The 13,613-nt window shown below is 65.3% G+C and carries 15 protein-coding genes; 6 read left to right on the top strand and 9 right to left on the bottom strand.

Going from position 1 to position 13,613, the window contains the following annotated elements; genetic code table 11:
- Window positions 1-5 precede the first annotated feature (5 nt).
- Genes D619_RS0112955 through D619_RS0112945 form a run of 3 tightly spaced genes read left to right on the top strand, consistent with a single transcriptional unit; the run spans window position 6 to window position 2,680 of the window.
- On the top strand, window positions 6-818 hold the full coding sequence (locus D619_RS0112955; RefSeq protein ID WP_017669026.1) for a universal stress protein: 813 nt from the start codon (window positions 6-8) through the stop codon (window positions 816-818).
- 55 nt (window positions 819-873) lie between these two features.
- Window positions 874-2,040 (top strand): PAS domain S-box protein, encoded by a 1,167-nt coding sequence (locus D619_RS0112950; RefSeq protein WP_017669025.1) that lies wholly within the window; start codon window positions 874-876, stop codon window positions 2,038-2,040.
- Window positions 2,033-2,680: a response regulator gene (locus tag D619_RS0112945; RefSeq protein WP_017669024.1), complete on the top strand. Its 648-nt coding sequence runs from the start codon at window positions 2,033-2,035 to the stop codon at window positions 2,678-2,680. Before D619_RS0112950 ends, D619_RS0112945 begins: the two co-directional genes overlap by 8 nt.
- On the opposite strand, the gene D619_RS0112940 is transcribed toward D619_RS0112945, so the two are convergent.
- From D619_RS0112940 to ccoN, 9 genes are read right to left on the bottom strand one after another with little or no spacing between them, the layout of a single operon-like run.
- Window positions 2,666-2,866: a hypothetical protein gene (locus D619_RS0112940; protein WP_017669023.1), complete on the bottom strand. Its 201-nt coding sequence runs from the start codon at window positions 2,864-2,866 to the stop codon at window positions 2,666-2,668. The genes D619_RS0112945 and D619_RS0112940 overlap by 15 nt on opposite strands.
- Window positions 2,853-3,014 carry a cbb3-type cytochrome oxidase assembly protein CcoS gene (gene ccoS, locus D619_RS0112935; RefSeq protein ID WP_017669022.1) on the bottom strand — a complete coding sequence of 54 codons (162 nt, stop codon included), beginning with the start codon at window positions 3,012-3,014 and terminating at the stop codon, window positions 2,853-2,855. The genes D619_RS0112940 and ccoS overlap by 14 nt, the downstream gene beginning before the upstream one ends.
- Window positions 3,011-5,098 (bottom strand): heavy metal translocating P-type ATPase, encoded by a 2,088-nt coding sequence (locus tag D619_RS0112930; RefSeq protein WP_017669021.1) that lies wholly within the window; start codon window positions 5,096-5,098, stop codon window positions 3,011-3,013. Before D619_RS0112930 ends, ccoS begins: the two co-directional genes overlap by 4 nt.
- A 32-nt stretch (window positions 5,099-5,130) precedes the next feature.
- Window positions 5,131-5,589 carry a FixH family protein gene (locus D619_RS0112925; RefSeq protein WP_017669020.1) on the bottom strand — a complete coding sequence of 153 codons (459 nt, stop codon included), beginning with the start codon at window positions 5,587-5,589 and terminating at the stop codon, window positions 5,131-5,133.
- Window positions 5,590-5,603: 14 nt separating this feature from the next.
- Complete coding sequence (gene ccoG, locus D619_RS0112920; protein WP_017669019.1) at window positions 5,604-7,076, bottom strand: cytochrome c oxidase accessory protein CcoG; 1,473 nt, start codon at window positions 7,074-7,076, stop codon at window positions 5,604-5,606.
- Window positions 7,063-7,977, bottom strand: a complete 915-nt coding sequence (gene ccoP / locus D619_RS0112915; protein ID WP_017669018.1) for a cytochrome-c oxidase, cbb3-type subunit III — start codon at window positions 7,975-7,977, stop codon at window positions 7,063-7,065. Before ccoP ends, ccoG begins: the two co-directional genes overlap by 14 nt.
- Window positions 7,970-8,131 carry a CcoQ/FixQ family Cbb3-type cytochrome c oxidase assembly chaperone gene (locus D619_RS0112910; RefSeq protein WP_017669017.1) on the bottom strand — a complete coding sequence of 54 codons (162 nt, stop codon included), beginning with the start codon at window positions 8,129-8,131 and terminating at the stop codon, window positions 7,970-7,972. The genes ccoP and D619_RS0112910 overlap by 8 nt, the downstream gene beginning before the upstream one ends.
- Window positions 8,128-8,874, bottom strand: coding sequence for a cytochrome-c oxidase, cbb3-type subunit II (gene ccoO, locus D619_RS0112905; protein ID WP_017669016.1), 747 nt, complete (start codon window positions 8,872-8,874; stop codon window positions 8,128-8,130). The genes D619_RS0112910 and ccoO overlap by 4 nt, the downstream gene beginning before the upstream one ends.
- 15 nt (window positions 8,875-8,889) lie before the next feature.
- A complete protein-coding gene (gene ccoN, locus D619_RS0112900; protein WP_017669015.1) occupies window positions 8,890-10,539 on the bottom strand; it encodes a cytochrome-c oxidase, cbb3-type subunit I in 1,650 nt (549 codons plus the stop codon).
- Between the two features lie 166 nt (window positions 10,540-10,705).
- Between ccoN and D619_RS0112895 the strand changes: the two genes are divergently transcribed.
- The 3 genes from D619_RS0112895 (at window position 10,706) to D619_RS0112885 (ending at window position 13,576) form a co-directional block, all read left to right on the top strand.
- Entirely contained in the window at window positions 10,706-11,620 is a 915-nt protein-coding gene (locus tag D619_RS0112895; protein WP_017669014.1) for a hypothetical protein, read from the top strand.
- Window positions 11,621-11,756: 136 nt separating this feature from the next.
- Window positions 11,757-12,959: a pyridoxal phosphate-dependent aminotransferase gene (locus D619_RS0112890; protein ID WP_017669013.1), complete on the top strand. Its 1,203-nt coding sequence runs from the start codon at window positions 11,757-11,759 to the stop codon at window positions 12,957-12,959.
- Window positions 12,960-13,123: 164 nt separating this feature from the next.
- A complete protein-coding gene (locus D619_RS0112885) occupies window positions 13,124-13,576 on the top strand; it encodes a tRNA (cytidine(34)-2'-O)-methyltransferase (protein WP_017669012.1) in 453 nt (150 codons plus the stop codon).
- The last annotated feature ends 37 nt before the right edge of the window (window positions 13,577-13,613 follow it).

Genomic DNA, 13,613 nt, shown 5'->3' with positions numbered 1-13,613 from the left:
GTCGCATGAAGAATATCCTGCTGAACATCCATGATGATGATGCCCAGTCCGGCCGGCTGGCGGTGGCGCTGGATGTGGCGCGACAAACCGGCGGGCATCTGACCTGCGTGCAGGTGACGCCGGTGGAAGCCTATGCTGCCGATCCCTATGGCGGCATGTTCGGCATGGCGGCCCTGATCGACACGATCCATGATCAGGACAAGGCGCTGCGCCTTGCCATCGAAGCCCGGCTGAACAGCAGCGGGGTTCCGTGGGATTGGCGCAGTTACGATGGCAATCCGGTGGAAACGCTGATCGACCAATCGTCGCTTGCTGATCTGGTCGTGCTCAGCCAACCCAGCACCCAGCAACGCCGGGGACTGCGCCAGCCGCAGGCCATCGTGGGGGATGTGGTGATGTACACGCGCTGCCCAGTGCTGATGGTGCCGCACGGCGTGGAGCAGCTTGATCTGGCCGGGCAAGTGGTGGTGGCCTGGAATGGTTCGGCAGAAGCCGCCCACGCCCTGCGGCTGGCGCTGCCGCTGCTGAAGCGGGCGGGGGCGGTGCACCTGGTGGAAGTGAGCGACGATGTGCCTGGCCTGGCCGCGCGCGAGGCGGCGCAGTGGCTTTCTCGCCATGGTATAGCCGCAGATGTGCATGAATGGCCGGCCAAGGGGCGGCGGGTGAGTGTGGCCCTGCTGCATGCAGCGGCCGAATTGTCGGCGCGTTACATGGTGATGGGTGCTTATGGCCACAGCCGGTTGCGCGAAACCGTGCTGGGCGGGGTGACGCGCGAACTGATCGCCTCGGCCAACCTGCCGCTGCTGCTGGCGCATTGAACGCTGGCGCAATCGGGCGTTGAAATTGCCGGCATTTGCGCCACTATCTTTGCCTGTGTGCCCGTTCATCACCAACCAGCCGCCAGCCAGCCCGGCCCTGCTGCACAGCGCAGAGGCGCTGCAGAACACCATATTGGCCACCGTTCCCGACGCCATGATCGTGATCGACGAGGCCGGCACGATTCTGCTGTTCAGCGAAGCCGCCCACCGCATGTTCGGCTATGACGATGATGTGGTGGGCAAGAATGTGAAGATCCTGATGCCCAATCCGGATCGCGATCGCCACGATGATTACATGCGTCACTATATGGAAACGGGAGTGGCCCATATCATCGGCATCGGCCGGGTGACGACCGCGCGCCGGCGTGATGGCAGCAGTTTTCCAATCGAGCTGGCGATTGGCGAGGCGCAGACCGAACATGGCCGGCTGTTCACCGGCTTCATCCGCGACCTGACCGAAATGCAGCGCACGGAGCGGCGGCTGAACGATCTGCAGGGCGAACTTTCGCACATCAGTCGGGTGTCGGCGATGGGCAGCCTGGCCAGTGCGCTGGCCCACGAACTGAACCAGCCGCTCACCGCCATTGCCAGCTATACTGAAGGCGCATTGGCGCTGCTGAGGGATAGAGGGACACCGACGCAGGACAATATCGACATGGTGCGCGAGGCCCTGACGGAAGCCGGCGCGCAGGCGCTGCGTGCCGGGCAGATCGTGCGCCGTTTGCGCGAATTCATCAGCCGCGGTGAGAGCGAGCGGCGCGTGGAACGACTCCGTCGGCTGGTGACCGAGGCCGCCGCGCTGGCGCTGACCGGCGCTGGCCACACGGGCATGGATTTCGAGATAAGGCTGGATCCTTCGGTTGATCTGGTGCTGTGCGATCGGATCCAGATCCAGCAGGTGCTGCTCAATCTGATCCGCAACGCGGTGGAAGCCATGCAGCGTTCGGTGCGGCAATATCTGGAAGTCCGCAGCCGGCCGGCTGGCAGAGGCCTGGTGGAGGTGGTGGTGTCCGATTCCGGGTCCGGGCTGGCGCCGGAGGTCGCGGCAGTGCTGTTCCAGCCGTTCAACACCTCCAAGGAAAAGGGCATGGGGCTCGGCCTGTCGATCTGCCGCACGATTGTCGAGGCCCATGGCGGTCGCATCTGGGCGGAACCGTCGGACTTTGGCGGCACCGCCTTTCATTTCACTCTGGAACTGGCAGAGGAGCCGCAGGATGGCTGAGAAGCGTGTTTACCTGGTGGATGATGAAGCAGCGGTGCGCCGCTCCGTTGGCTTCATGCTGAAAACCTCTGGCTATGAAGTGGAAAGCTTTGAATCGGGTGAGGCCTTCCTGAAGGCGGCGCCGCACCTGCCGCCGGGCTGCGTGCTGCTGGATGTGCGGCTGGGCGCGATGGATGGGCTGGCCGTGCAGCAGGCCCTGAAGGACAAGGGCGTTGTGCTGCCGGTGATCATCATTACCGGCCATGGCGATGTGGGCCTGGCGGTGCGGGCGATGAAGGCCGGTGCCGTGGATTTCCTCGAAAAGCCGTTCGAGAAAGCGGCGGTGATTGCATCGCTGGAACAGGCGCTGCGGCACAATGATGGCCGTGCCGAGCTCAATCGCCTGGCTGATCAGGCGCGTGCGCAGTTGAACGGGCTCACCCCGCGCGAGCGCGATGTGCTGAACGGGTTGGTGGAAGGCCAGTCCAACAAGGTGATTGCCTATGATCTGGGCATTTCCCCGCGCACCGTGGAAATCCACCGCGCCAATCTGATGTCGAAACTGGGGGTTGGCTCGCTTTCAGACGCGTTGAAGATCGCCTTTACGGCGCGCATGGCCGATCTGGCCGGGGCAGCGCCGGCGCCGTCAGAGCCGGCCTGAACCGCGCTTTTCGCGGCTGCAGCCGATGTGGCAGGCCTGGTCACATTCGCGGCTGGGTTCACGGGGCAGATTTTTGCCGCTGCACAGGCTGATCAGTGGCGCTTCGGCACGGGCCGTCACCGACATGGCGGCCAGCGCCAGGGCCAGCAGCGCGGGCAGATAGGCCAGCGGCTCAGTCCTGAGCATCGCGCGGCTCCTCATCGTCGATGAAGATGCGCAGGGCAGCGCCGTCCAGATCATCGAACTGGCCGCGCCCCACCGCCCAGAAAAAGGCGAACAGCCCAAGCAGGCCCAGGCCGAGCGCCACCGGGATCAGGAACAATATGCCGTTCATCGCGTCGAGCCCTTCAGGCGCAGGGCATTGGCCACCACGATGATCGACGAGCCCGACATGGCCAGCGCCGCCACCAGCGGGGTGACGAGGCCGGCGATGGCGAGCGGCACGGCGATTATGTTGTAGCCGATGGCCAGCGCGAAATTCTGACGGACCACGGCTTGCGTCGCCCGCGCGGCGCGGATGGCCGTGGCAACTGGCGCAAGGCTGCTGCCGAGGAACACCGCATCGGCAGCATTCTGGCTGGCATCGGCGGCCGAACCCGGCGCCATCGAGACATGGCCAGCGGCCAGCGCCGGGCCGTCATTTAGGCCATCGCCGACCATCAGCACCTTGCGGCCTTCGGCGCTGAGCGCCTTGATCGCGGCAAGCTTGTCGGCTGGTGACAGACCGCCCTGACCGTTGATGCCCAGCGCCGCTGCCACGGCGGCAACCGGGCCAGGCCGATCGCCCGACAGGATGCGGGCGGGCAGGCCCAATTCGGCCAGTTCGGCGATGGTGGCCGCAGCGGCTGGGCGCTGCGGATCGGCAAAGCGCAGCAGGATTTCCGGCGCCGCGCCGATGGAAAGGGCGGCGGCCATCAGGTCGCCATCGTTGCTGGCGGGGCGGCCCAAGCGGACGACCTGACCATGCCACTGGCCGGAAAGGCCTTCACCGGGCGTTTCCGTGACCAATGTCACCCGTTGCGGCACGGTGCCGGCAGCGGTGAGGGCGGCGCGCAGGGCTTCGGAGAGCGGGTGGCGGCTGCACTGGGCCAGCGCCAGCGCGATGCCGGCTTGCGTTGCATCCAGCACCGACAGGTCAACAGGTTCAGGTGAGCCCAACGTGAGCGTGCCGGTCTTGTCGAACACGGCTGCATCGGCTTCGGCCAGGCGTTCCAATGCGCTGCCGTCCTTCACCAGCACGCCGGCCTTCATCAGTGCGCCGGTCGCGACGATCTGGGCAGCGGGCACGGCGAGGCCGAGCGCGCACGGACAGGTGATGATGAGGACGGCGACGGCAATCAGCAGGCTTTCATGCCAGCCGGCGCCGGCCAGCATCCAGCCGATGAAGCTGCACAGCGCCAGCGTGTGGACGGCCGGTGCATAGAGGCGCGCCGCCTTGTCGGCGATGCGGACATAGCGGGAGCGCCCCTGCGCGGCATCCTGCATCAGCCGGGCGATATCGGCGATGCTGGTATCGGCGCCGGCCGCGGTGACAGCGACTTCCACCGCATCGCCGGTGTTGAGCGTTCCGGCCAGAACCTTGCCGCCAACGCCCACGGTCACCGGCATGGCTTCACCGGTGATCAGCGACTGGTCGAAATGGCTGCGGCCCTGGACGATCACGCCGTCGGCGGCCAGGCGCTCACCGCTGGCCACCAGCATCTTCATGCCGGGGCGGATATCGGCGGCCTTCATCCATTGGCTCTGGCCATCATCGCCCATCACCAGCGCACCGGCGGCCATGTGCTTCAGCAGCGCCGACACCCCGTCGCGGGCGCGATCGCGCATCACCGCATCCAGCCAACGGCCGGCGAGCAGAAAGAACAACAGCATCACCGCGCTGTCGAAATAGGCGTGGGCGCCGTGGGTGATGGTTTCAAACAGCGACAGCGCCGTGGCCAGCGTGACACCAATGGAAATCGGCACATCCATGTTGGTGTGGCCGGCCTTCAGGGCACGCCATGCCGAACGGAAGAAGGGCTGGCCGGCATAGGCGACCGTGGGCAGGGCGATCAGGGCCGAGAGCCAGTGGAACAGATCGCGCGTCAACCCGCCGGCACCGGACCAGACCGAGACCGACAGCAGCATGATGTTCATGGCGGCAAAGCCGGCCACGGCCAGCGCCTTGACCAACTGCCGGGCTTCGCCATCAGGGCCGGCGAGTGCATCGCCGAGCGGGCTTGCATCGAAGCCGAGGCCGGCAAAGGCCTTGACCAGCGCCGGGGCGGAGAGCGCTGGATCGTGGCTGATCTGTACCTGTTTGGCGGTGAAGTTCACCCGCGCCGCCGCGATGCCGGGGACAGCGGCGAGGCCGTTTTCCAGCTTGGAAATGCAGCCGGCGCAGCGCATGCCGGGTACGGCAAAGCGCGATACCGCCATTGCCTCGCCTGTGTGCAGAGGTGAAGGGCTGTTCATGCCAGCACCTCGAGCAGTCGCTTCACATCGCGGCCGCTGCGGACATCGATCCGCACCTGCCAGCGTCCGGCCGGCAGCGGCGTGGTGGAGACCAGTTGGCCCTGCCCATCGGCCACGAACTTCAGCGTCACATCAGCCGTGCGGCCCAGCGGGTGATGGGCGGTGCCCTTTGCCCCAAAGGCCGCGCCCGGCACGGCGATCACCACGCGGCGTGCGGCATCGAGGCTGACCGGCGTGGCCCAGCCCAGTTGATCCTGCGCCCGTGCCTTGGCCAGCCAGCCGTTGTATTTCTGGCTGGCGACATAGCTGTTGTCGACCACGGTGCCGCCGAAGGTACCGCTGGCCAGCCGCGCCATGGTGATGTTCACCGCCACCACCACGCCGAAGAAGGCAACCATGATCCACAAGAACATGCGGCCGGTGAAGGCGGGCTTGGGCGCAGCGGTGCCGTTCATGTCCGAAGGGTTCCTCATTGGCGGATGAACTTGATGTCACGCGCGGCCTCGCGGCCATCGTTGGTGCCGGAGGCGTTGTTCAGGGGGGCATCCAGCGGGCGGGCAACCAGCGCGAACGGCGTTTCGCCCGCCGGCCCGGCTGGTGCTGCCACATAAAGGTGGAGGCGGGTGGTGGCATCGGCGGCCAGATTGAGCCGCACGCTGCGTGCGGCATCCTTGCGGTCCATCGCATCGGTCCACATCCGGCCCTGGGGCAGGCCGGCCATGGTCAATTCCACGCTGCGCGGGCGGCTTTCCATGTTGCGCAGCTTGATTGTCCAGCCGTTGCGCACCTGCCCGTCCGACATGGTGACCACCACCGGATTGCGATCCTGGGCGCTGTCGATGGTCAGCCGGGCGCGTTCGCCCAACGTGAACAGCATGGCGAGCCCGATGCTGGCCCAGATGGCGAAATAGATCAGGGTGCGCGGGCGCAGCAGCGTCTTCAGGATCGGACGGGCCGCACCGCCAGCACGTTCATGCTTTTCATCGTCGAGGTTGAGATAGTCGATCAGCCCGCGTGGGCGGTTCAACTTGCCCATCACCTCGTCGCAGGCATCGATGCACAGCGCGCAGTTGATGCAGCCCAGTTGTGGCCCCTGGCGAATGTCCACACCGGTGGGGCAGACGGAGACGCAGGCATTGCAATCAATGCAGTCACCAACTTTCTCGCCGGCAGCAGCAGCCTTCTTCACGCCCTGCGTGCGCGGTTCGCCGCGCCAGTCGCGGTAGGTGACGATCAGCGATTTTTCATCGAGCATCGCCGTCTGGATGCGCGGCCACGGGCACATGTAGATGCACACCTGCTCGCGCATGAAACCGCCGAAAATGAAGGTGGTGGCGGTGAGCACGCCCACGGTCGAATAGGCGACGAACGGCGCATCACCGCTGAGGAACTGGCCGGCCAGCGTCGGCGCATCAGCGAAATAGAAGATCCACGCCCCGCCGGTGGCCATCGCGATGACGAGCCAGATGCTCCACTTGGTGAGGCGGCGGCCGAGCTTGGCAGCGCTCCACGGCGCGTTGTTCAGCTTCAGCTGCGCGTTGCGGTCACCATCGATCCAGCGTTCGACATGTTGGAACAGATCGGTCCACACCGTCTGCGGGCAGGCATAGCCGCACCAGGCGCGGCCCACCGCGGAGGTGACGAGGAACAGCCCGATGCCGGCCATGATCAAGAGGCCGGCAACATAATAGAATTCCTGCGGCCAGATCTCGATATCGAACATGAAGAAGCGGCGGTTGGCCAGATCGACCAGCACCGCCTGATCAGGGGCATAAGCGCCGCGATCCCAGCGGATCCATGGCGTGATGTAGTAGACCGCCAGGCACAGCAGCATCACCGCCCATTTGAGCTGGCGGAAACGGCCTTTCACCACACGGGGAAAGACCGGCTCACGCTTGCGATACAGCCCGCTGGTCGGGTTGATGAGATCAAGAGCCGACATTGGCCTCGCCAGTTGCGGCATCTGCCGTGACGGGTGCAGCCGGTGCCGGATTGGCCTCACCGCCGCCCAGTGAATGGACATAGGCGGCCAGCATCTTGACGGTGGCATCATCCAGCCGGCCGGCCCAGTGCGGCATCACCCCGTAACGTGCCTTGGCGATGGTCTGGGTCAGGCTGGCGCGGTCGCCGCCATAGAGCCAGATGCCGTCTGTCAGGTTGGGGGCACCCTGTTCGCGCATGCCCTTGCCCTCCGGGCCGTGGCAGCTGGCGCAGTTTTCGGCGAACAATTGGGCGCCGGTGGCACTGGGCTTGCCCTGGCCGGAGATGGCCCGCACGTGAGACACGATCGCGTTGATCTGGCCCCTGGACAGGATATCGGCAAAGGCCGGCATCTGGCTGAAACGGGCCTCTTCGGAGCCGGGGCTGCGGATGCCGTGCTGCAGCGTGTACTGGATCGCGGCAATGTCGCCGCCCCACAGCCAGTCGTCGTCATTCAGATTGGGATAGCCCTTGGAGCCAGCGGCGCCCGAACCATGGCACTGCACGCAGTTCACCTTGAAGGCGGCGCGGCCGCCCTCGATGGCGCTGCGCATCAGCCCAGGGTTGGCCGCCAACTGCTCGATCGGTGTGGCGGCGATGGCGCTGACCACGGGCGCACGCGCGGCGGTCTGCGCCTTCAGCGCATCATCCAGTTCACCGCGGCTGGACCAGCCGGTGGTGCCGCCAACATCGGGGAAGGACGGGTAGGCCACCACATACCCCGCAGCAAACACCACGGTGGCGGCAAAGATATAGACCCACCAGCGCGGCAGCGGCGTGTCCAGTTCCTCGATGCCATCCCATTCATGGCCCACCAGGTTGGTGCCGGTGGCTTCATCAACGCGTTTGTTGTGATCAGTCATCACTGTCACTCCGAAAAATCAGCTGTGCAGCTTCGTCATGGTGGCGGCGGGCGCCGGGCCGGAACGTCCAGCCGACAAAGCCGAGGAACAACAGGCACATGCCCAGCAGCGCCCAGCTGTCGGCGAACTGGCGCAGCAGTTCATAGCGGCTCATTTCGGCTGCTCCTGCGCTTCGCCCGCCTTGAAGTCGACCAGCGTGCCCAGCATCTGCAGATAGGCGACCAGCGCATCCATCTCGGTCACCACGGCCGGGTTGCCGTCGTAATCGCGCCCTTGCGACTTGGGGTAACGCGCCTGCAGATCCGCGATATCGGCATCGGGCGTGGCCTGGGCGACCAGATCGGCATTGGCCTGCTCGATGTCCTTGTCGGTATAGGGCACGCCCACGGCGCGCAGCGCCTTCAGATGCGCGGCCATGTCACCAGCGTTCAGCGGCTTTTCGGCCAGGAAGGCATAGGGCGGCATGATCGATTCCGGCACTGCCTCGCGCGGGTTCTTCAGATGGCCGACATGCCATTCATCGGAATAGCGGCCACCCACGCGGGCGAGATCGGGGCCGGTGCGTTTTGATCCCCACTGGAAGGGGTGATCATACATGCTCTCGGCCGCCAGGCTGTAATGGCCGTAACGCTCCACCTCGTCCTTGAACGGGCGCACCATCTGGCTGTGGCAGACATAGCAGCCTTCGCGCATGTAGATGTTGCGCCCGGCCAGTTCGAGCGGCGTGTAGGGGCGGACGCCCTCCACCTTCTCGATGGTGCTGTCCACCCAGAACAGGGGCGCGATTTCGACGATGCCGCCGATGGCGACGGCAACCAGCGAGCAGAGGCCAAGCAGCGTGATGTTGCGCTCCAGCGTGCGGTGGGAGAAGCCGGTTTTTTCGGGTTGCGAAGCCATGATTGATGCTCCCTCTCATTCGGCCGGCTGCAGATTGCCGGCGGGCAGGGGTCGGTCTGCAGCGGGGTTGTAGGGGGTTTCGGTCATCGGTTTTTCCGCCCGGATGCGCCCGGCGATGGTCATTGCGATGTTCCAGGCGAATACCAGCGCGCCGGCCAGGTAGAGGCCGCCACCGAAGGCCCGCAGCAGGAACATCGGGCGGATGGCGGCGACCGTTTCGGCGAAGCTGTTCACCAGATAGCCATCGGCGCCATATTCGCGCCACATCAGGCCCTGGGTCAGGCCGGCCACCCACATCGAGGCGGTGTAGAAGACGATACCGGCGGTCGCGAGCCAGAAGTGGGCGTTGATCAGCCGCAGGCTGTACAGGCGCTGCCGGTTCCACAGGCGCGGCGCCAGATAGTACATGCAGGCAAAGGTGATCATGCCGTTCCAGCCGAGCGCGCCCGAATGCACGTGGCCGATCGTCCAGTCGGTATAGTGCGACAGCGAGTTGACCGACTTGATCGACATCATCGGGCCTTCGAAGGTGCTCATGCCGTAGAAGGCCAGCGCCAGCACCATCATGCGGATGATCGGATCAGTGCGGATCTTCTCCCAGGCGCCATTGAGCGTCATCAGGCCGTTGATCATGCCGCCCCACGACGGCATCCACAGCATCACCGAGAACACCATGCCCAGGCTCTGCGCCCAATCGGGCAGCGAGGTGTAGTGCAGGTGGTGCGGGCCGGCCCAGATGTAGAGGAAGATCAGCGACCAGAAGTGGATGATCGACAGGCGATAGCTGTAGACCGGCCGCTCCGCCTGCTTGGGCACGAAGTAATACATCATGGCCAGGAAGCCGGCGGTGAGGAAGAAGCCCACCGCGTTGTGGCCATACCACCATTGGGTCAGCGCATCCTGCACGCCGGCAAAGGCCGAATAGCTCTTGGAGCCGGCGAGGCTGACCGGCAGCGACAGGTTGTTGACGATGTGCAGCATCGCCACGGTGATGATGAAGGCGAGATAGAACCAGTTGGCGACATAGATATGCGGTTCGCGCCGCTTGATGATGGTGCCGCCAAACACGATCAGATAGGCAACCCACACGACGGTGAGCCACAGATCGACATACCATTCCGGTTCGGCATATTCCTTGGCTTCGGTGACGCCCAGCAGATAGCCGGTGGCCGCCAGCACGATGAACAATTGATAGCCCCAGAAGACGAAGCGGGCCATGCCGGGGAAGGCCAGCCGCGCCCGGCAGGTGCGCTGCACGACGAAGAAGCTGGTGCACAGCAGGGCGTTGCCGCCAAAGGCGAAGATCACCGCTGATGTGTGCAGCGGCCGCAAGCGCCCGAAGCTTGTATATTCAAGGCCCAGGTTGAGCACCGGGTAGGCCAGCTGCAGGGCGATGAAGAGCCCGGCAGCCAAGCCCACGACACCCCAGAAAGTGGTGGCGATCACGCCCCAGCGCACCGGTGCATCGTCATACACGCTTTCATCGTGGCCCATCTGGCCGGCGACATCGGCGCCCTTCATCACCGCCAGCGCCGCGATCAGTGCCGCCAGCGCCATGATGCCCATGTGCACCGCAAAGGCGGTATCCTGTGCCTGGGCCATGCCAAACAACGCGATGATCATGGCCAGAAACAGGCCGCCTGATTTTGCCAGGGTCGCCGGCATATGTTTGCCCCCTAATGGTTATTGCAGCTTTGGCCCTTTTGGCGCGCCGTGTTGCGCTGCGGGAATACGGGCAAGCCCTATTAGGTATTGCAACGGAGGGCGTTTTTTCCCAGTCTGGCAGCGAAACAACAAATGGCCTGTGCAGTGCAGCAGGCCGGGGTCCTGCATGCATCAACTGGCAATTGTTCATGATCACGCCGATGGCTTCCAGCCGCTGTTTGCAGCGCTGTCGCGGGCCGGGATCGATTATCTGCCGGTCCACACCGCCGGCCACGGCTTTGATCCGATCGGTGGCCAGCCGCCGGCGCCGGTGGTCTTCAACCGCATCGCCATGAGTTCCGCCCGCCACGGCGTGCATCACCCGGTCTATTATGCCATGGCGCTGCTCGATCACTGGGCCGGGCAGGGGGCGTTGGTGCTGAACGGCGCCGATGCCATGGCCATTGATGCCAGCAAGGCCCGGCAGTTGGCGCTGATCAACCGGCTCGGCCTGGCGGCGCCCGCCACCCGGGTTGTGCACGATACGGCGGCGCTGCTGGCAGCGGCCACAACCATCGGTTTTCCGGTGGTGGTAAAGGCCGATGTGTCGGGCTTCGGCTCCGGCGTCACCCGCTTTGACGACCGGCAGTCGCTCGCCGCAGCCGCTGAAGCCGGCACGTTGCCGCCGTCGGCCAATGGCGTGTGGCTGTGCCAGGCGCTGGTCAATCCGCGCGGTGGCACCACGACCCGGATCGAAGTGCTGGGTGGCCGCTATCTCTATGGCGTCGATGTCGCCGCTGCCGAGGATGCGCTGATGCTGGCCAGCCCTGATGACCGCTTGCAGCGCCTGGCCCAGCGTCGCCGCCGCCGTGCCGAACCGCCGCCCAACCTGATTGCCGCCGCCGAAATGCTGGCCCGCGAATCCGGCATGGAGGTGTGCAGCATCGAGTATATGATCGACGATGTCTGCGGCACGCCGCGTTTCCACGACATCAACGGCCTTTCGCCCTTCGTGGAAAATCCGATGGATGTCCTGGGCTGGGATCCGCACGATCGGCTGGTCGAACGGCTGTGGCACCATATTCGCCGTATGGGTGGGTGAAGCGGCGGCGAGCGAAAATTGCCCGTCCGTTGGCGCCTTGGGAATAAAACACCTGCCAACACCGTTCAGAGCGCACTCCATTATTGCACCGCAGCAGTTGCCCCCTTAAGGGCTGCCCTGCGAAAGGAACGCCCTCATGAACCGCACCTCTGCCGCCATCAACCGCATCCAGCCGTCGCCCACCATCGCGGTGACCAACAAGGCGGCCGAGTTGAAGCGTCAGGGACGCGACATCATCGGGCTGGGCGCCGGCGAACCGGATTTCGATACGCCGGATTTCGTCAAGGAAGCCGCCATTGCCGCCATCCGCGCCGGCCAGACCAAATATACCGGTGTCGACGGCACGCCCGAATGCAAGGCCGCCGTGCAGGCCAAGTTCAAGCGCGACAACAACCTGAGCTATGGCCTCGACCAGATCAGCATCAATTCGGGCGGAAAGCACACCATCTTCAATGCCTTGCTGGCCACGCTTGATCCGGGCGATGAAGTCATCATCCCGGCGCCCTACTGGGTGAGCTACCCCGATATCGTCCTGCTCGCCGGCGCCACCCCGGTGGTGATCAACTGCGGCGTGGCGCAGGGCTTCAAGCTCACCCCGGCCCAGCTGGAAGCCGCCATCACGCCGCGCACCCGCTGGTTCATCTTCAATTCGCCGTCCAACCCGACCGGCGCCGCCTACACCCGCGCCGAACTGAAAGCGCTGGCCGACGTGCTGATGCGTCACCCCCAGGTGCTGGTGCTGGCCGACGACATGTACGAACATATCGTCTATGACGATTTCGATTTCGGCACCCTGGCCGAGATCGAGCCCGGCCTCTACGATCGCACGCTCACCGTCAACGGTGCCTCCAAGGCCTATGCCATGACCGGCTGGCGCATCGGCTTTGCCGGCGGGCCGGCGTGGATCATCAAGGCCATGGCCAAGCTGCAATCGCAGAGCACGTCGAACCCCTGCTCCATCTCCATGGCTGCCACCGTCGCCGCGCTGAATGGCGATCAGAGCTTCCTGGCGGAACGCAACGCCGCCTTCCAACGCCGCCGCGATCTTGTCGTCTCCATGCTCAACCAGACGCCCGGCCTGATCTGCCCGCGCCCGGAAGGCGCCTTCTATGTCTATCCCGACTGCGTCGGCCTGATCGGCAAGACCACCCCCACCGGCACCGTGCTCACCAACGATGAAGCCGTCGCCGCCTATCTCCTTGAAGCCGAAGGCGTTGCCGTCGTCCACGGCGCGGCGTTCGGCGGCTCCCCGGCGTTCCGCATCAGCTACGCCACCTCCGACGCGGCATTGGAAGAAGCCTGCAAGCGCATCCAGCGCGCGGTGGGCAATCTGCGTTGACCGGTTTTGACAGTTTTTCCGCATTTCGCATGGTTGCAACGCCGCCTTCCGTCCCAAAACCCAAGCGGGCCACCCGTCCAGACAGTGCCATGTTGACAGGCTTTGCCGGTGTAGGACAGGCCCGCACCTGAACCTGCAATAAAGGCCCGCCCCAAGGTTTGCCCATGCGCATCGCCCTTTATGAACCGGAAATCGCCGGCAATGTCGGCGCGGTGCTGCGGCTCGGCGCTTGCCTGGGCGTGCCCGTCGATCTGATCGAGCCGCTCGGCTTCGCGTGGGACGATGCCCGCGTCCGCCGCACCGCGATGGACTATATCGATCACGTCTCCATCACCCGCCACGCCGACTGGCCCGCCTTCCACGCCAGCATCGGCCCGGCCCGGCTGGTGCTGCTCACCACCAAGGGCAGCATCTCTGCCTATGATTTCACCTTCCGCCCCAACGACATCCTGCTGTTCGGCAAGGAAAGCGCCGGCGCCCCACCCCACGTCCACGCCGCCTGCGAAGGCCGCATCCGCCTGCCGATGCGAGCGGAGGTGCGCTCCCTGAACCTCGCCATGTCGGCCGGGTTGGCCGTGGGCGAGGCACTGCGGCAGACCGGTGGGTTGCCGAAGTAAGTAGGGGCCTCCGGCGGGCAGGGACGCAGTCCCTGCC

It is taken from the genome of Sandarakinorhabdus sp. AAP62, assembly GCF_000331225.1.
GTDB lineage: Bacteria > Pseudomonadota > Alphaproteobacteria > Sphingomonadales > Sphingomonadaceae > Sandarakinorhabdus.
The sequence above is the reverse complement of the archived record's forward strand: the minus strand, read 5'-3'. Positions and strand labels throughout refer to the sequence as shown.